This window comes from Paenibacillus sp. SSG-1 (genome assembly GCF_002224835.1).
GTDB lineage: Bacteria > Bacillota > Bacilli > Paenibacillales > Paenibacillaceae > Paenibacillus_AQ > Paenibacillus_AQ favisporus.
Genome location: NZ_MBRK01000001.1, coordinates 6416979 through 6434954 on the forward strand (window position 1 = coordinate 6416979; position 17976 = coordinate 6434954).

Annotated in this window: 19 protein-coding genes and 1 tRNA gene; 18 read left to right on the forward strand and 2 right to left on the reverse strand. The window is 48.8% G+C overall.

All coding sequences use genetic code 11. From position 1 onward, the window contains the following. Position 1 precedes the first annotated feature (1 nt). From rsmG to BCV73_RS29315, 6 genes are all read left to right on the forward strand, one after another. The gene (gene rsmG, locus BCV73_RS29290; protein WP_089549479.1) at positions 2 to 724 is read left to right on the forward strand and encodes a 16S rRNA (guanine(527)-N(7))-methyltransferase RsmG; all 723 of its coding nucleotides are present in this window, start codon (positions 2 to 4) and stop codon (positions 722 to 724) included. Between the two features lie 744 nt (positions 725 to 1468). Beyond that, positions 1469 to 2284 (forward strand): nucleoid occlusion protein, encoded by an 816-nt coding sequence (noc, locus tag BCV73_RS29295; protein WP_076172496.1) that lies wholly within the window; start codon positions 1469 to 1471, stop codon positions 2282 to 2284. Positions 2285 to 2687: 403 nt separating this feature from the next. Further along, entirely contained in the window at positions 2688 to 3449 is a 762-nt protein-coding gene (locus BCV73_RS29300) for a ParA family protein (RefSeq protein ID WP_076172495.1), read from the forward strand. Further along, on the forward strand, positions 3442 to 4281 hold the full coding sequence (locus BCV73_RS29305) for a ParB/RepB/Spo0J family partition protein (protein WP_089549480.1): 840 nt from the start codon (positions 3442 to 3444) through the stop codon (positions 4279 to 4281). Before BCV73_RS29300 ends, BCV73_RS29305 begins: the two co-directional genes overlap by 8 nt. Before the next feature lie 92 nt (positions 4282 to 4373). Continuing rightward, entirely contained in the window at positions 4374 to 5522 is a 1149-nt protein-coding gene (locus BCV73_RS29310; RefSeq protein WP_089549481.1) for an aminotransferase class V-fold PLP-dependent enzyme, read from the forward strand. 210 nt (positions 5523 to 5732) lie between these two features. Further along, the gene (locus BCV73_RS29315; protein WP_089550452.1) at positions 5733 to 6233 is read left to right on the forward strand and encodes a DUF4446 family protein; all 501 of its coding nucleotides are present in this window, start codon (positions 5733 to 5735) and stop codon (positions 6231 to 6233) included. On the opposite strand, the gene yyaC is transcribed toward BCV73_RS29315, so the two are convergent. After that, complete coding sequence (gene yyaC / locus BCV73_RS29320; RefSeq protein ID WP_076172492.1) at positions 6208 to 6813, reverse strand: spore protease YyaC; 606 nt, start codon at positions 6811 to 6813, stop codon at positions 6208 to 6210. The genes BCV73_RS29315 and yyaC overlap by 26 nt on opposite strands. Before the next feature lie 144 nt (positions 6814 to 6957). On the opposite strand from yyaC, the gene BCV73_RS29325 reads away from it, so the two are divergent. The 4 genes from BCV73_RS29325 (at position 6958) to BCV73_RS29340 (ending at position 8542) form a co-directional block, all read left to right on the forward strand. Then, on the forward strand, positions 6958 to 7218 hold the full coding sequence (locus tag BCV73_RS29325) for a putative Se/S carrier protein (RefSeq protein WP_076172602.1): 261 nt from the start codon (positions 6958 to 6960) through the stop codon (positions 7216 to 7218). 6 nt (positions 7219 to 7224) lie between these two features. Continuing rightward, positions 7225 to 8154: a mechanosensitive ion channel family protein gene (locus tag BCV73_RS29330; protein ID WP_433618129.1), complete on the forward strand. Its 930-nt coding sequence runs from the start codon at positions 7225 to 7227 to the stop codon at positions 8152 to 8154. A gap of 2 nt (positions 8155 to 8156) precedes the next feature. Continuing rightward, on the forward strand, positions 8157 to 8375 hold the full coding sequence (locus BCV73_RS29335; protein ID WP_076172490.1) for a DUF951 domain-containing protein: 219 nt from the start codon (positions 8157 to 8159) through the stop codon (positions 8373 to 8375). Positions 8376 to 8451: 76 nt separating this feature from the next. Continuing rightward, positions 8452 to 8542: transfer RNA gene (locus BCV73_RS29340), tRNA-Ser, on the forward strand. 433 nt (positions 8543 to 8975) lie between these two features. On the opposite strand, the gene BCV73_RS29345 is transcribed toward BCV73_RS29340, so the two are convergent. Next, positions 8976 to 9170, reverse strand: coding sequence for a YjzC family protein (locus BCV73_RS29345; protein ID WP_076172489.1), 195 nt, complete (start codon positions 9168 to 9170; stop codon positions 8976 to 8978). A gap of 201 nt (positions 9171 to 9371) precedes the next feature. Here BCV73_RS29345 and rpsF point away from each other — a divergent pair, with 201 nt between their 5' ends. The 8 genes from rpsF to BCV73_RS29385 all read left to right on the forward strand — a co-directional run bounded on the left by rpsF (position 9372) and on the right by BCV73_RS29385 (position 17966). Further along, the gene (gene rpsF, locus BCV73_RS29350; protein WP_076172488.1) at positions 9372 to 9659 is read left to right on the forward strand and encodes a 30S ribosomal protein S6; all 288 of its coding nucleotides are present in this window, start codon (positions 9372 to 9374) and stop codon (positions 9657 to 9659) included. A 50-nt stretch (positions 9660 to 9709) separates the two neighbouring features. Next, positions 9710 to 10189 (forward strand): single-stranded DNA-binding protein, encoded by a 480-nt coding sequence (gene ssb / locus BCV73_RS29355; RefSeq protein ID WP_076172487.1) that lies wholly within the window; start codon positions 9710 to 9712, stop codon positions 10187 to 10189. A 21-nt stretch (positions 10190 to 10210) separates the two neighbouring features. Beyond that, positions 10211 to 10483, forward strand: a complete 273-nt coding sequence (gene rpsR / locus BCV73_RS29360; protein WP_076172485.1) for a 30S ribosomal protein S18 — start codon at positions 10211 to 10213, stop codon at positions 10481 to 10483. A gap of 326 nt (positions 10484 to 10809) precedes the next feature. Continuing rightward, positions 10810 to 12645 (forward strand): sensor histidine kinase, encoded by a 1836-nt coding sequence (locus BCV73_RS29365; protein ID WP_089549482.1) that lies wholly within the window; start codon positions 10810 to 10812, stop codon positions 12643 to 12645. After that, positions 12638 to 14158 (forward strand): response regulator transcription factor, encoded by a 1521-nt coding sequence (locus BCV73_RS29370; RefSeq protein ID WP_089550454.1) that lies wholly within the window; start codon positions 12638 to 12640, stop codon positions 14156 to 14158. Before BCV73_RS29365 ends, BCV73_RS29370 begins: the two co-directional genes overlap by 8 nt. A 349-nt stretch (positions 14159 to 14507) precedes the next feature. After that, positions 14508 to 15998 (forward strand): ABC transporter substrate-binding protein, encoded by a 1491-nt coding sequence (locus tag BCV73_RS29375; protein WP_076172481.1) that lies wholly within the window; start codon positions 14508 to 14510, stop codon positions 15996 to 15998. 91 nt (positions 15999 to 16089) lie between these two features. Then, positions 16090 to 17019, forward strand: coding sequence for an ABC transporter permease (locus BCV73_RS29380; protein ID WP_076172479.1), 930 nt, complete (start codon positions 16090 to 16092; stop codon positions 17017 to 17019). Positions 17020 to 17045: 26 nt separating this feature from the next. Next, complete coding sequence (locus tag BCV73_RS29385; protein WP_076172477.1) at positions 17046 to 17966, forward strand: carbohydrate ABC transporter permease; 921 nt, start codon at positions 17046 to 17048, stop codon at positions 17964 to 17966. The last annotated feature ends 10 nt before the right edge of the window (positions 17967 to 17976 follow it).

A 17976-nucleotide genomic window follows, 5' to 3' on the forward strand; every position in this document is an offset into this window, starting at 1 on the left:
AATGGATCCGATACAAGAGCAATTTGTGCAGCGTTTAAAAGAACATGGCATTACGCTCGAACCGTCCCAGTTGGAACAATTTGAAATTTATTTCAAGGAACTGGTCGAATGGAATGAGAAAATGAACCTTACCGGGATTACCGAGCGGGAGCAAGTGTACACCAAGCATTTCTATGATTCCATCTCCCTGGCGTTTTATGTGAACATGGGGGAGATCGGAACACTGGCCGATATCGGCTCAGGGGCGGGATTCCCGGGAATCCCGCTGAAGATTTGTTTTCCACACTTGAAGCTGACGATTATCGACTCGTTAAACAAGCGCATTTCCTTCCTGCAGCACATTGTGCAGGAGACTGGACTTAAGGATGTAGAGCTTCTCCATGGCCGGGCCGAGGATTGGGGAAGGAAGGCGGGGTACCGTGATCATTTCGATCTCGTTACCGCCCGAGCAGTGGCCAGGCAGGCCGTCCTGAATGAGTTCTGTCTCCCCTTTGTCAAAGTGAACGGTCTGTTTGCGGCGATGAAAGGAAGCGATCCGGCGGAGGAAGTACAGGAGGCAGCCAAAAGCTTGAAGGAACTGCGGGGCAAGGTGATCGAATTGGAACGCTTCTTGCTACCTGTAGAGGAATCGGCTCGCCATATTGTCCAGATCCGTAAGACTGCGCCTACCCCAGGTAAATATCCGAGAAAGGCCGGAACTGCGGTTAAATCGCCTTTAGTCTAAGAAAAAACTGGTTTCAGCAAGCTGTATCAGACCCTATGGGATGTGCAGTCGACTGACTTCCTATCAACGGACTGTCTGAAACCAAGTCATATTTATAAAATGAAGAGGATTGTTTCACGTGGAACAGTCCTCTTTTTTTTAGATGATAAAAATATAAATTTTCAGCGGAGCTGTTCGATCCTATATAATTTCAAGAAAACTTCTGAAATACGCGGTCTGTCCTCTATAAAGATACATCGATAGTCGCTTTACTAAGATTATAGAGTTATGAATATAACGGTGCCGAATCATTGTGAAATCGTAAGAAATGCTTCTGCTAGAAGCGGTTTGTCTTCTTTGGCGATCCATCGATAAGTGCTTTTCTTAATGTGAAAAAATGGATAAATGGCAGGAAAAATCGGGAACTTTGGAGAATAGGATTATATGAAGAAAAGTGGTAGAATAGAGTATAAATTGTATTCTATGAACTGGCTTCAAATGGTATGATAGAGAGGGATGATCGTTGGTAAGTGGTCTGACAGTCAGACCGTTCAGTCATGTGAACCTTATACATAAATTGCGTTCGGATCTGACGATTCTCATCTTCCATTTTGAAGTCATTGGACGACTCTCTATGTCTGGATTGCAGCTATCAAAGCTCAAGGTTAGTTGTTGCCCTTATCCTACATGGATGTCTCGATGACCTGTAGATTGTTGTTAGGTGCTCTAGCGGTGCTATTACGAATTTAGGTGGTAATATACGGAATGAAAGAACAATTTTCTAAATTGTTTGGTTTGACGGAACGAAGCAATGGGGATGAAGTAAAGCAAATTCCGGTGGCGGAAATCGTAAGCAGTCCTTACCAGCCCCGGACCATTTTTGATGACGATAAAATCGACGAACTCTGTCAAACGATCAAGACGCATGGGGTGATCCAGCCCATTGTTGTTCGTATCCGTAATGCCAAATACGAGATTATTGCCGGTGAGCGGCGCTGGCGTGCCGTTTCCAAACTCGGTTTGGAGACCATTCCCGCCATTGTCCGTGAATTCAATGATTCCCAAGCTGCTTCCATTGCATTGATCGAGAACCTCCAGCGTGAAGGCCTGACTTCCATCGAGGAAGCCGTTGCCTACCAAAAGCTCATTGACCTTCATCAGCTTACGCAGGAGAGCTTGGCGCAGCGCCTTGGGAAAAGCCAATCAACGATTGCCAATAAAATCCGGCTGCTTCATCTTCCGGAGGAAGTAAAAAATGCACTGATGGAGCGCAAAATTACTGAGCGGCACGCCCGCGCGTTACTGTCCCTCGATACCGAGGAACTGCAGCTGAAAGTGCTGGCAGAGATTGTATCCAAAGAGCTGAACGTGAAACAAACGGAGGCTAGGGTTGCCTTTTACAAGGAATCGGCAAAAATTAAAAAGGCAAAGCGCATCTCTTACTCCAAGGACGTCCGGTTGGCGCTGAACACGATTCGCCAATCCATCGATATGGTGTCTGGATCCGGAATGGCCATTAAAACGCAGGAAAACGACCATGAGGATCATTATGAGATCGTGATCAAAATTCCTAAGCGCTAATACGATGGAGCTTAGCGGCTGAGCGGCCGCTTTTTTTAGGAAGTCATAATGAATTTATGCTCTAAACCATGAAATCATAGGTCCAGGCAGCTGAATTTCATAAGATGGAAGAATAGAGGGGAGGGGGAAAGTTCGCATCTCCCATTTTTCTCGTCAATGTTCTGAAATCAAAGTTGTTCATTGATGGTGTCCGAATAATTGAGTAAAGGTTTTTCTTGTTATTCCAGCAAGGGGAAGCGCACTACTGCAGGGCGAAGCCGTTTCTGCGTATCTGTATACTTGAAACACCGGTACTTCTGATTTACCGCCGGGGGCATACAGGTATTTGCAGCCGTTTGTTTTGCTGATGATCACAATCCCGCGACCTACAAGAAGAGTCTTCATACACATAGAGGTGAATTGAGTGTCCAAAATTATTGCCATAGCAAATCAAAAGGGCGGAGTCGGCAAGACGACAACCTCCGTCAATCTCGGTGCAGGATTGGCTTCGCTCGGAAAAAGGGTGCTGCTCGTCGATATCGATCCCCAAGGCAATACAACCAGTGGGGTAGGTGTCAATAAAGCGGATGTAGCGAACTGCATTTATGATGTGATTATCAATGATGTACATCCCAAGGATGCGATCCTGCAAACGCAAATCGAAGGACTTCATATTATTCCGGCAACGATTCAATTGGCTGGAGCGGAAATTGAACTGGTACCGACCATTTCAAGGGAGCTTCGGCTTAAAAAGTCGCTTCAGTTGGTGAAAGCAAATTATGACTATATTTTAATCGATTGTCCGCCGTCTCTTGGTATACTTACTATTAACTCACTTACTGCCGCTGACTCGGTCATTATTCCTATCCAGTGCGAATACTATGCCCTTGAAGGATTAAGCCAGCTGCTGAATTCGATTCGTCTCGTCCAGAAGCATTTGAACACTTCGCTACGGATTGAAGGCGTTCTGCTCACCATGCTGGATGCTCGGACGAATTTGGGGATTCAAGTGATTGAAGAAGTAAAGAAATACTTTCAGGAAAAAGTGTACCAAACGATCATTCCGAGAAATATTCGACTTAGTGAAGCTCCGTCCCATGGTCAGTCGATCATTACGTATGATCCGCGTTCGAAAGGCGCTGAGGTATATTTAGAGTTGGCAAAGGAAGTGATTTCGTATGAGTAAACGATTGGGTAAAGGGCTCGATGCTTTAATTCCTTCACTTTCGATTAATGAAGATGACAAAATCGTAGAAATCCCACTCAGCCAACTTCGTGCCAATCCTTACCAGCCGCGCAAGGACTTTAACGAGGAATCAATTCAGGAATTGGCCGAATCGATTCGTCAGCATGGGGTCATTCAACCGATTATTGTACGCAGCGTGCTCAAAGGATATGAAATTATTGCAGGGGAGCGGCGCTTTAGAGCTTCGCAATACTGCGGCAAGGCCACTATCCCGGCTGTGGTTCGCACATTCAGCGATCAACAGGTGATGGAGATTGCCTTGATTGAAAACTTGCAGCGCGAGAATTTAAATGCGATGGAAGTGGCTGTTGCTTACCAGGGCTTGATGGATCAATACTCACTGACGCAGGAAGAGCTGTCATTGAAAGTGGGGAAATCCAGATCCCATATAGCAAACTTCCTTCGTTTGCTGGCTTTACCGGATGAAGTCAAAGACTATGTTTCACGTGGAACAATTTCCATGGGTCATGCGAGAGCGTTGGTTGGTCTCAAGGATCCGTCCCTCATCAAGCAGTTGGCAAAGCAATGCGTCAACAATGAGTGGAGCGTACGGGATCTTGAGGAGGCTGTGAAACAGCTCGACCGGAAACCTACGGATAAAAACAAGGTGAAAGTCAAAAAGCGCGATCCTTATATCGATAATTTGGAAGAGTCGCTGCGGGAGCGGTTTAGAACGACAGTGAAGATCAAGCAAAACAAAGATAAAGGCAAAATCGAATTGAACTATTACAGCAAACAGGACCTGGAACGGCTGCTGGAGTTGTTGCAATAAAGATCAGTGGATGGGATGACGCGTCTAGGTGATTCCTGAAAAGGACCGAAGATGCGTCATTCTTTGTTCCTTGGATCGGAGTGAAACGGGATATGAACGAAGTTGTATATCTGGATCATGCAGCGACTTCCTGGCCGAAACCGCCTGGTGTTCTTGCAGCCATGCAAAAGGCGATGGAGGAAGCGGCGGCGAATCCAGGACGAGGGAGCCATCAAATGGCCGTGCAAGCGAGCAGGGTTCTCTTTGAGACCCGCCGGGTGCTGGCTCAGTTGTTTCGGGTGAAGAACCCGAATAACATCATTTTCACCCATAACACAACCCAGGCATTGAATATGGCGATCAAGGGGATCTTGAAGTCCGGTGACTATGTCGTTGCGACGATGATCGAACACAACTCCGTACGGAGACCGTTGGAATATTTAATGCGGACTCTGGATATTCAAGTGGATTACATTGGGGTAAATGATCAAGGAGAACTGGACATGCAGCAGCTGGAGGCATGCTTATCCAAAAATCCGAGGCTGGTGGTTTGCAGCCATAGCTCGAATTTGTTGGGGAGTATTCTGCCAATCCAGCGAATTGGTGAGCTGGCACGCAGCAGTGGTGCAGTATTTTTGGTAGATGCTGCACAAAGCGCCGGCGTGCTGGACATTGATGTGGAGTCCTGCTGCATCGACATGTTGGCTTTTCCGGGCCATAAAGGGCTGCTCGGTCCGCAAGGGACGGGAGGGCTTTACTTATCGCCGGAGATCGAACTGGAGCCGCTGATTCACGGAGGAACGGGCAGCCAATCGGAGGAAAAGGAAATGCCCAGCGTAAGGCCGGACCGGTATGAAGCGGGGACCTTGAACACGGTCGGAATTGCCGGACTAAGAGCAGGGGTGGAGTATGTACTAAAGGAAACCCCGCAGCGGATTTATCAGCATGAATGGGCGCTGACTCAAATGATGATCGATGGGTTGAAGGGTCTGCCGGGTATGAACTTGCTTGGTCCGGCACAAGGGAAGGAAAGGACCGGAATCGTGGCCTTTACGATCGAGGGCCGGGATTCTACGGAAATCGCCTTCCGCTTGGACCGGCAATATGGAATCGCAGTCAGAGCGGGGATGCACTGTACGCCGTTGGCTCACTATGCGGTGCGAACGGATAAGACCGGAGCAGTGAGGGCGAGTGTGGGTGCGAACAGCACGGAGCAGGAGGTTCAACGAATGGTTGAAGCGATGCGCGAGCTGGTTCGTTAACTAGATGGCCTGACACGAGCCTCGAAGTCTATTTGTAATCAAATCTCGATGGCAAGACAAAACCGGTTCTCCCCTGTAAAGCTGAAGGGACAACCGGCAGAATGAATGTTTGTGATTTTTAACCGTATAGTATCAAGGACCATGAATATATGAGATCACGATACGTCTTGGGAACGGGTAGGTCAAGATTGAGGAAAAGGAATGAACAGCATGTCGGACTTAAATGATTTAATCAGCGAACAATTACCAGGAATCATTGGCGGGATCGTACTCCTCATTTTGATCTTGCTCGTGTTGGTGCTGACACAAGGGGCAAAGCTTAGAAAAGTTCGCCGCAAATACGAAACGATGATGGCCGGCAGCGGGGTGGAGGATTTAGAAACACTGCTCATCGATCTAAAGACACAGGTGGACAGCGTGGAGGATGAGCAGCAGCAGCAGCGTGAATCCGTGTCGCTGGCATTGAACAAGCTTCAAACGATCAAGGGTAATATCGGTATTAAACGTTACAATGCATTCAGCGAACGAGGGAGCGATCTAAGCTTTTCGATTGCGATCGTTGATGCCGATCGAAGTGGAGTCGTCATCACTGCGCTGTACAGCCGTGACAGCTCCTATGTTTATGCCAAGCCGGTAGAAGCCGGGCAGTCGACTTATCCCCTTTCGCCGGAAGAGGTAGAGGCGATTACTCTAGCCTTGCAAAAAGCGTAGTACGGGCTTTCCATTCCTTAATGGCGGAATGAAGGCTTGAGGCAATAATTTCGGACAAACGCATCACCAAGCTCAGCCTGGTGTTCTGCAATACAAAATATTCCATGAAGCCGCCGACATTAACGATACCCGTCAAATGGATATCGCCAACCGGCGGTAATTCTTTATGTACGCCTGCGCCGGGTTTGAGCGGGCCGTTGGCGACTTGAATGCAGCCTACGCTGGAGGATTGTCCAAGGCACGCATCGATGCCGATGACAAATGGATTGTCATACAGCGAATAGATCGAGGAGAGCGTTTCCTGGAGGTTAACGGCATGCACAGGCTCGTCCAGCGTGCCGAACAAGTGAAACCATGGACTTTTATACCGGGCCAATGCAGTGCCTACCAAAGGACCGAGGCAGTCGCCCGTGGACCGGTCGGTACCGATACATACAACGATAACCTGTTGATTTTCCCCGGCTTGAGAGAGATGAAACAGAAGACGATGAATAATAGCGGAATGGATTTCAGGGTCGGTATGTGGTATTTTTAAGCATGTAGGCTCCTGTTTGGGAGACGTTTTTGGCCACTGAGTCATAGAATCTTCCTCTCCTTGCATTTGGTAGTAACTAGTATATGGAAGGAAGAGGGTTTTTATACTTCATGTAGGAATTCCATAGAAAAAGTAATTCTGACGAATGCAGCACAAATCAAGGTGGGGGAGAAACGGATGGCGGCGGAGATGGAAACCTGGATGCTGATTGCTTTTGATTCGACACAGCAGGCGCTGCGCGCCGAGATGCTGCTTGAATATGCGGAGGTTGAAATTGATTTATTTCCTACACCAAAGGAAATTACAGCGGGCTGTGCATTATCGATCCAGTTCCCGCCGGACCAGCTGGATAGCGTACAGACGATCATCCAGCAGGAGCAGGTGGAGATTCGGGGAATCTACTTCAAAGACAGCATAGAGGGATATAAGAGCATCGAGGATAGGAGGTAGAGTTGATTGAGTAAGTTTTGGCTGGAGGATACCATTCCCAATCCAGAGCAGGCTGTCAAGCAGGCGGTAAGTATCGGCGATAAGTTTCTGGATTGGGTGACGAATGTAGATATGTGGACCAATGTGCTGTTTTCGGGCATTCGTATCATCATTCTGTTTTTTGTTTCCCGCGTCATTATACGGGTTGTATCCAAAATTATAGACAAATCGCTGGCGAGACAGGAGCAGAGCCGGATGAACGTCAACCCGCGGAGGTTCGCCACGGTAGCCGAGCTGCTGAAAAACGTAACGGCGGTCACCTGTAATTTTATTATGGTGCTCCTGATTCTGTCGGAGTTCAACTTTCATTTGGGACCGCTCCTTGCGGGAGCAGGGGTCCTTGGTTTGGCCATAGGTTTTGGCGCGCAAAGTTTGGTTAAAGATGTGATTACCGGATTCTTCATTATATTAGAAGACCAATTTGCGGTAGGGGACGTTATCCAGACGGGGACCTTCAAAGGCACCGTAGAGATGATCGGCCTTCGGACCACACGCATCGTAAGCCCTACCGGGGAAGTTTATATTTTGCCTAACGGTTCCATCGCCAGCGTAACGAACTACTCCTTATCCAATGCGCTCGCGGTTGTTGACCTTCCCATGAAAAACGAGCGAAATCTGGAAGAAACCGTAGCCCTGATTAAACAGGCGCTTACCGGCATTCAGCAGCGGGATCCTAATGTCATTTCGGTGCCGAATGTACTCGGGGTGCAATCCTTGAACACGAGTGAATACGTTATCCGGATCGTAGCCGAGTGCATGCCGAACACCAAAGGCGATGTTGAACGGCAGATTCAGGCCGACGTGAAGCAGGCTTTGGAATACGAGGACATGATGAAACAGGCACAGGCCGAGCTTGCGGCAGGTAAAGAAGGGAACAACGAAATGGGGGAAGGATAACGGTGGAACGTAAAGTGTTTCAACTCGGAGATATCGTCCAAATGAAGAAAAACCACCCATGCGGCAGTAACGAAATGGAAATTATCCGCATGGGAATGGATATCCGGATCAAATGCGTCGGCTGCCAGCACAGCGTATTGATCCCGCGGGCGAAGTTTGAGAAAAATATGAAAAAGGTGCTTCGATCGAAATCGGAAGAGGGAATGGAAGGGCAGGCTTAGCAGGCTTAGTAATAAACAGCTTTTGGACAAAGGGCTTGCACAAATGATGGACATGTGCTATAATCAATTTTGCTGCGGAAAGGTACCCAAGAGGTCTAAGGGGGCTGACTCGAAATCAGTTAGGCGTCGCAAGGCGTGCGAGGGTTCGAATCCCTCTCTTTCCGCCACATTCCCTTTTTTAAGTGACTGCGCATAGAATACATACAGTGAAAACCTTCAGTTGAGTAAACTGGAGGTTTTCTTAGTTGTTGGATCGTTTCCCTTTATGATCCTTTGCTTTCATAATAAGAGGGGAACAATTACTGCTGTATACAAACCAAAGGAGGACCCAGAAGGTCCTCCGATTTGGCAGGCGATGCCATGATTTTTTGGAATTCATCCACACAACACTTCAGCAAGTGAAACTCGGGTCAGCCTTTAGCAAATCTTTGCTTTAGACAATAAAGTGTTTTTAGCACTTCCCTCCGCTTCTTGAACGTGCTGTTTCTGACTTCCTGTGCTTTGTTGCGTTGATCATGTCCAACGGAACCACACCTCTCTCAAGCACCGCCTGATTGTAATATGCGCAGTTTTCGTGCGCTTATGCATCCATTTGTAAAATTAGTGGACCCGCGCTTTCGTCATCCGTTTCCATTTGCGGTCTTTCTTCGAGGTCTCTGGAAAGGTATCGCCCTTAGCCAGCTCGACCCGCTGCGGATCCGTGATTTCAGTATGGAAGCTGTTTTCACCAACCTCCATGTATACGCCGGGGTTCGGCGCTTTGTCGCCTGGTTCAAATTCGGTTCTTTCACCCATGGACAAGGCCTCCTTTAATCGTTAAAATGGACTGCCTCTGTAGTGTGTACCCTTGGCGGAGAATCATGTGTGGAACAGGATCAAAACGGCATTGTACTTGCAATCATTGGGCCAATTTGATATATTAATATGGTGCGAGTTTAGACTCGTTCCTTGCTCCTGACATGATCAGGGGCCGAAGTCCATAAGGAGGTGAAACATATGCGCAAATACGAAGTGATGTACATTATTCGTCCTGACATTGAACAAGATGCTGTTCAAGCCGCAGTCGAAAAATTCCAAGGCATCATCTCCAACGGTGGAGAAATCACTAAGCATGAAGTGATGGGTAAACGCCGCCTTGCGTATGAGATCAACAAATTCCGTGACGGTACTTTTGTTCTGGTTAACTTCAGCGCCAACCCTGACGTTGTAGCCGAACTTGAGCGCCTCATGAAAATTTCTGACGAAGTAATTCGTTATCTCATTACGCTTGACGTTGTTGCTTAATATCCGTTTACGGAATTAGTGATGAAATTCGCTCAAAGGAGGGGACTCGATTGTTGAACCGTGTTATTTTGATCGGCCGGTTGACCCGGGATCCGGAACTGCGCTATACACCTTCAGGGGTAGCCGTAACGCAGTTTACGCTCGCTGTGGATCGCCCGTTTACGGCGCAAGGCGGAGAGCGTGAGGCGGACTTTATTCCGGTGGTCACATGGAGACAGCTTGCTGAGACCTGCGCCAATTATCTGCGCAAAGGCCGTCTGACGGCTGTAGAAGGGCGCATCCAGGTACGGAATTACGAGAATAACGAAGGTAAACGTGTATACGTCACCGAAGTCATTGCCGATAACGTACGTTTCCTGGAATCCAACCGTGAAGGCGGTGGAGGCGGAAGCACCCCGCGTGAGGAGCCTTCCTACAATGGAGGCGGTGGACGTGGCGGTAACAGCTACTCGCGGAACAATTCCAATCAGGATCCTTTTTCCGATGACGGAAAACCGATTGATATTTCGGATGATGATTTGCCATTTTAATAAGGAAAGGACTGAAACAGCATGGCTTTTAAACAAAGAGAAGGCGGAGACAACGATAAAAGACCGGCTCGCCGCGGCGGCCGTAACAAACGTCGTAAAGTGTGCTTCTTCACTGTGAACAAAATTACTCACATTGACTATAAAGATACCGATCTGCTGAAGAAATTTATCAGCGAACGCGGTAAAATTTTGCCTCGCCGTGTAACCGGCACTAGCGCAAAATACCAACGCATGCTGACGATTGCGATCAAACGCTCCCGTCAAATCGCATTGCTGCCATACACTACAGAGTAATCTGTATTATGGCGAACGAGAAAGCCAGTACCTTGGACATCCCAGGTGCTGGCTTTTTTGCTGTGAAGAACATGTTCATAATTATTCCATTTGTCTTACTGGAAACGAAAAAGTTATCATAGGGGTATTGCTGCATCGAGCAGTGGCGGTAAGGTTGTAAGCGTACCCGTAGGAAAGGGCAGGACACAGCTTTCCATTTCCCGGGCAATTTCATGATCGTGAAGTTCCGGCTGAATTGATTCGCAAACAGGCTTCGTAAACAGCGTGTTCCTTAACGATCAACGAGGGTATGATATAATGGAAAAACGGCGAAAAGGGGGATTAAGATGGGACTGGGCAGAATCTACAGGAATTATTTTAAAAATAACATGTTCATGAGGATTCTGCTGATCTTCACGATCATTGCCATTCTAACAATCGTGATTCTGTCCTATCTGATGTTCTCTTCCCTATCCCAATCGATCGTGGAGAAGGAACTCAACAACCAGAAGGCTGCGATGGAAAATGTCAGCCGGTATCTGGATCAGCGTTACCAGTCGGTAGAGAATATTGCCAGGGATATGTACCGGAACGAAATGCTGTTCTCGAACATTTCTTTTTTGATGGAGCATCCTTATTCGCAATATGTACAGCATCACATGGACCAGTTTTTTAACGAAACGAACAACAACTCGACAGACCCGCTGCAGTATTTCCAGCAGGTGATGGACGAAAATGGAGATATCCGCAACATCATGCTGTACAGTTCAGAGAAGCAGTTTCTGTCTGTGTTCAAGCCAAACAAGCAGTATAAGCAGCTGACGACCGATATGACCCACTCCTATATTCCGGATGTCATGGCGATGGACTATAAAGGCATCACCGCTCCGAATTACTGGATCCGGAAGGCGGCGGACCAGTGGGCGCCGGAGCTGTACGCCATCCGGGTACCCATCAACAACCGGCAGCTGAAGAATGCGGGTCAGTTCCTCGTATATTTGGATTCGGGAGGCATTTCCGATGCCCTGGCCAGCTACAAGGACAGCTTCAAAGGGGATATTGCGGTCCTTTCGGCGGACGGCAAGGTTTTGTATGATTCGGAAGGGAAATATTATGGGAAGACCTATCCGTATATGGATGTGACCGATTCGCTGTATGACGGTGGGAATACCCGCCCGGCTGAGGTCAGCAGCCGAATGTATATCAACAAGCTGACTTCGGCTGACAACGGATACGTCGTGATTGGTGCAGTTCCGAAAAAGGACGTGGAGGCCAGTTATTCGGGCATCCGGAAAACGATTATAACGATCAGCGGGATCTGTATATTGTTTGCGATCTTTTTCCCGGCCTTCTTTGTGATTAATTTCGCCAACCGGACGAACCGGATTATTAGGATTACGCGCAAGGTGAAAAACGGGGATTTATCCGCACGGATCGATAACCCGGGAGAAGACGAGCTTGGCCAGATTTCCCGAAGCTTTAACGATATGCTGGACGAGCTGAACCTGTATATCGAGCGGGTGTACAAAGCCGAAATTAAACAGAAGCAGACGGAGCTGGTGGCTCTGCAGGCGAGGATCAATCCTCACTTTTTGTACAATACGCTTGAAGTGATCCGGATGCGGGCCATTTCCCAAGGGGCTAAAGATGTCGGGGAAATGATCTATAGTTTGTCCGTGCTCTTCAAAAGCCTGGTCAAGCAGAAAAAGATTTACACGCTCAAGGATGAGCTGGAGGCATGCCGCTTGTATCTGGAGCTGTTCCGGATCCGTTATAAGGAGAAGTTCAGCTATACGATCGATTCAGACCCGGCGCTGCAGGGCAAATCGGTCATGAGGCTGTCGCTGCAGCCGCTGATCGAAAACTATATCGTTCACGGCATCCAGACCAATCGCGACGATAATCATCTGGACATTCGGGTGAGGGATGAAGGCGATATGCTGGTGGCTGTGATTACGGATAATGGCAAAGGTATCACGCCTGAGCGCCTGGCTGAAATCCATGAAGAGCTCGGGAAGCCGGAGGAGTCCGGCGAAATGTTTGGGCTGCGGAGCGTGCACAGCCGGCTACAGTTTTTGTACGGTCCGGCTTACGGGGTGGAAATTGACAGTCAGCCTGGAGTCGGTACGGTTGTCACCGTACGTTACCCTAACCGGGAAGGGACGGATGCTGAAGATGTATAAAGTGTTTATTGTGGACGATGAGCCGTTCATTATCGAAGGGCTGTACGATATTTTGGATTGGGCAGCGCTGGGACTGGAGATTGTCGGGCACGCAGAAAATGGACGCCAGGCGCTCGAGGCCATGGCGTCTACACCCGTGGATGTGCTGATTACGGATATTTCCATGCCGGTGATGGACGGCCTGAGTCTGATCGGCGAGGCTCGCAAAACCCGCAGCGACCTCAAGGTGATCATCCTAAGCGGATACAACGAGTTCGATTACTTGAAGCAGGGGATGAGGCTCGGTATCGAGAACTACTTGCTGAAGCCGATCAATGTGGAGGAACTGGAATCGACGCTCCGCAATACCGTGTCCAAGCTGGACAGTACGAGAGCGAGCGGATTGTACAGCGCTTTTGATGTGCAAATTTTGAAGGACAATACGCTCTATCGCTGGATGAACGGACAGATCGCCCCTCCGGAATTTATAGAAAGAGCCGATCTGCTTGGCGTGAACTTGGACCGGCCTTATATGGCCGTGGCGGTGCTTCGGACCGCAGCCGATGAGGCGTTGTTCGGGCAGGTTGACGATTTGCTGGAAGACAGCACGGAGCTGACGCTGTTCCGCGATGTGGATGGGGATACGGTCCTTATTGGAAGTCTGGAGAACCCGCAGGAGGGGAAGGCCCGTCTGATGACAGCACTGGAGCAGCTGGAGGCTGATTTAGCGAGGCAGGGCTGCACGGTGCATATCGGTGTCGGCTCGGCGGTGAGCCTGCCTGGAGAGGCTTCTGTCAGCTACAAGGAGGCCAAGCAGTCGCTGGAGTATTTTATGGTATTTCCGGATCGGCGGATCATCGACTACACCAGCTTGGAGGAGAATAGCGGCGGCCCGGAGCGGCATATCGCCATCGCTTGGGACGAATACGCCAAGCTGATTCTGGCGAGGGACGAGACCGGGCTGAATCGAAAAATCCAAGACGACTTTGAGCAGATGCAGAAGGCGGGACATATCCGCCCGGAGGATCTGCTGAACGCGGCCCTGGAGCTGGTGATTCGCTTCAAAATGGAGCTTGAGCAGATCAAGCATACGGATGAGTCGGATATATTTAAGAACGGCTTAGGCAGGGTCCGGGACAGCTCCTCGCTGCAGGATCTCATTACTGCTCTGCAGGAAGTGGCTGGAGCTGCGGTCCAGTCGCTGCTTCAGGATATGAAGAACCCCGTGGTGAATCAGGTGCTGGTCCATATTCACAATCATTATGCGGACGAACTGTCGCTGAAGACGCTGGGGGCACAGTATCATATTCATCCGGTGTACCTGGGACAGCTGTTTCATAAGGAAACCGGGGAAACGTTCGCCGAATACATCAACAAGTTCCGGATCGAAAAGGCGAAGCAGCAGCTGAAGAATACGAACCTCAAGGTGCAGGAGATTGCGCGGAACGTAGGTTACTGGGAGACCGGATATTTTTATAAACAGTTCAGGAAATATGTCGGGATCTCGCCGACGGATTACAAGGGGCTGGGTTGACCGGCTGGAGACACCCTGAATCAGATGAGACTAAACACCTACCATCTCATACGGTTTAGGGTTTTTTTGTGACGTTTGATGCAGAAAAAACCAAATGAAAATGAAAGAAAAACAATAAAAGTAAGCGTTTCACTGAAAAAATGACAAATTTAGACAAAAAGAAAACCTTTTCTTTAATTTGTACACGGATTTATTTAGTTTATCTTCTTTTTGTAACGGCTTACATCCGTTAAGGTTATCTTAGTTAAACAAACCGAGCCGGAACAAATAAAAGAAAAAGCCGGTTTGGCCGCTTGGTGGGCAGACAGCTAGACAACATTGACTGCAACACAAAAAGGGAGGAACACACATGAGCAAGGGTAAGAAAAGCTTCTCGTTCGCACTGGCCATGTTGACGGCCTTCGCGCTTGTACTCAGCGCGTGCGGTGGGGGCAACAAAGACGCGGAAAGCAGTGGTTCCGGATCTTCGGGAAGCTCCGAGAAACCGGTAAACCTGATCTGGTACACGATCGGCACGCCGCAAAAAGACGTTGACAAGGTTATGGCCGAGGTCAGCAAGTATACGCAGGAGAAGATTAATGCAACCGTCACCATGAAAATGATCGACTGGGGCGACTACCAGCAAAAAATGCAGGTAAACGTAGCTTCCGGCGAACCGATGGACATTATGTTCACATCCGCAGGCGGATTCGATTACGTACAGAACGCAAGAAAAGGCGCGTTCATGGAACTCGACGATCTGCTTGATAAATATGGAAAAGGTATCAAAGATACTATCGATCCTGCTTTCCTGGAAGGCTCCAAAGTCGATGGACACAACTATGGCATTCCGGCCAACAAAGAGCTTCCACAGCAAGAAGTATGGCGCTTCAACCAAAACCTGGTGGACAAGTACAAACTGGATACCTCCAATGTACGTTCCCTGGATAGCATTGAGCCGCTGTTGAAAGCGATTAAGGAAAAAGAACCGAACGTAACACCGTTCGCGATGGACAAGAACTACGTTCCTTATGTTCCTTATGACTACATCATTCAGAATCTGCCAATGGCTGTGAAGCTGGATACGACCGATTACAAAATCGTCGATATCCTCGAAACGCCAGAAATGAAGCAGGCGCTGACAACGATGCACAAATATTATCAAGCCGGCTATGTGGCTCCGGAAGCAGCAACAACGGGCTCCACTAGCGATCTGATGACTTCCGGCAACTGGTTCATGGACCGTGCGCAAACCCAGCCGCTGGCTGACAATACTTGGTCTGCAAGCTATGGCTATCCGGTTAAATCGACACCGGCAAGTGATGCGATCATCACGAACACATCGGTTCAAGGCTCGATCATGGCGATTTCCGCAAACTCCGAGCATCCGGAGAAAGCAATGGAATTCCTGAACCTGCTGAATACGGATCCGGTTCTTCGCAACATGGTGGATTCCGGTATCGAAGGAACACACTACAAGAAGGTTGACGACAAGCACATTGAAAACCTTCCAGAGGGCAAAAACTACGACATGCCGTCGTACTCCCTCGGCAACAACATGCTGCTCTACTTGAACCCGAATGACCCGGATGACAAGTGGGAGCAATTCAAGAAATTTAACGCTGAAGGTAAAGATTCTCCAATCCTGAGCTTCAACTTCGACAGCACGAAAGTAGCAACCGAAATGGCAGCTGTACAAAACGTGAAGGAACAGTTCTGGGCATCCCTGATGACCGGTACCGTTGATCCGGAAACCTACCTGCCAAAAGCGATTGCGGCCTTCAAGCAAGCCGGCCTGGACAAGGTCATCGCTGAAGCTCAAACTCAGCTTGACGCCTGGAAAGCTGCAAACAACAAGTAATGTAGAAAAAAATTCGGAAAGGATCGGGCGGGTGACTTAGCGCCCGGTCCTTTTTCAATGTATAACCAATCAATCATGGGAGGGAAACAGAATGGCCGCATTTTTCAAAAACCTCATTAGAAACAAAGTCATGCTGTTTATGGTACTGCCCGGTGCCATTTGGTTTTTCTTCTTTTCCTACCTGCCGCTGGTGGGTACGATCGTGGCATTCAAGCAATACCGTTTCAACCGGGAAGGCTTCTGGGCCAGTATCAGCAAGAGTGAGTGGGTAGGCTGGGACAACTTTAAGTTCCTGTTCAGCACCAATGACGCCTACACGATTACGCGTAACACGTTATTGTACAACCTGGCTTTTATTATCCTTGGATTGATCCTGTCCGTAGCCATGGCAGTTCTGCTCTCCGAGCTGGTCGGCAAAACGATGGCGAAAATTTATCAGACCGGGATGTTCCTTCCTTACTTCCTGTCCTGGGTCATCGTCGGATACTTTGCATTCAGCTTCCTGAGCATGGACCGCGGGATGATCAACCAAATCCTTGGCTGGTTCGGCGCCGAGCCGGTTCAGTGGTATTCCGATCCAAAATATTGGCCGTATATCCTTGTCTTCGTCAGTCTTTGGAAATCCGTCGGTTATAACAGCGTCGTGTATCTCGCCTCCATCATGGGTATCGACAAATCCCTGTATGAAGCGGCCATGATCGACGGCGCCAGCAAGTGGCAGCAAATCAAGAACATTACGATTCCGATGCTCTCGCCGATCATCATTATCATGACGCTGCTCGCAGTGGGCCGGATCTTCTACGCCGACTTCGGTCTGTTCTACCAGGTTCCAAGAGACTCGGGTACGCTGTACTCCGTAACCAACGTTATCGATACGTACGTATACCGCGGTCTGAAAACAACTGGCGAAATCGGTATGAGTACCGCTGCAGGCCTGTACCAATCGGTTGTCGGCTTTGTACTCGTGATCGTGTCCAACTTTGTCGTCCGCAAAATCGACAAGGACAGCGCATTATTCTAATCATTTTTTGAAAGGAGTGTCAGGTTATGGCGGAGGTCATTCAAAGAAAAAAACGAGATTTTCATCATGTTTCGCGCGGCGCGAACGCTGTTCTTCATACGATTGCGGCGATCTTTTCCTTCTTGTGCGTATTTCCTTTTCTGTTCGTCGTCATTATCTCGTTAACCGATGAAAAAACGCTGGCAACGGACGGCTACCGTCTGATCCCGGCCAAATGGAGCTTCGAGGCTTATAAATTCGTATTTCAAAGCGGCGACACGCTGCTCCGTTCCTATGGCGTGACGATCCTCGTTACCGTCGTGGGTACGCTCGTCAGCTTGATCCTGATCTCGCTGTACGCCTATGCGATTTCACGAAAAAGCTTCCGCTACCGCAGATTTTTCTCCGTATTCGCGATTCTTACCATGCTGTTTAACGGCGGGATGATTCCGACCTACATGGTTGTGTCGCAATTGCTCGGATTAAAAGATACCCTGTGGGCGCTAATTTTGCCGCTCGCGATGAACGCTTTTTATATCATGATCCTGCGTACGTTCTACAGCACCAGCGTACCGGAGGCGATTATCGAATCGGGCCGGATCGACGGCGCGGGCGATTTCTACATTTTCCTTCGCATCGTGCTGCCGTTGTCTTTGCCAGGTCTGGCGACGATCGGACTGTTCAGTACGCTGGGGTATTGGAACGACTGGTTTAATGCCTTGCTCTATATCGACAATCCGAACCTGGTGCCGCTGCAATCGATGCTGATGCGGATCGAATCCAGCATTCAGTTCATTCAGCAAAATTCGGCCAACAGCTCGCTCAGCATGGCTGCACTGCAGTCCATTCCGCAGGATACGTCCCGTATGGCGATGGTCGTGCTCGCTACGCTGCCAATTATTTTTGCATATCCGTTCTTCCAACGTTATTTTGTACAAGGACTTACCGTAGGTGCCGTCAAAGAATAATAAACAACAT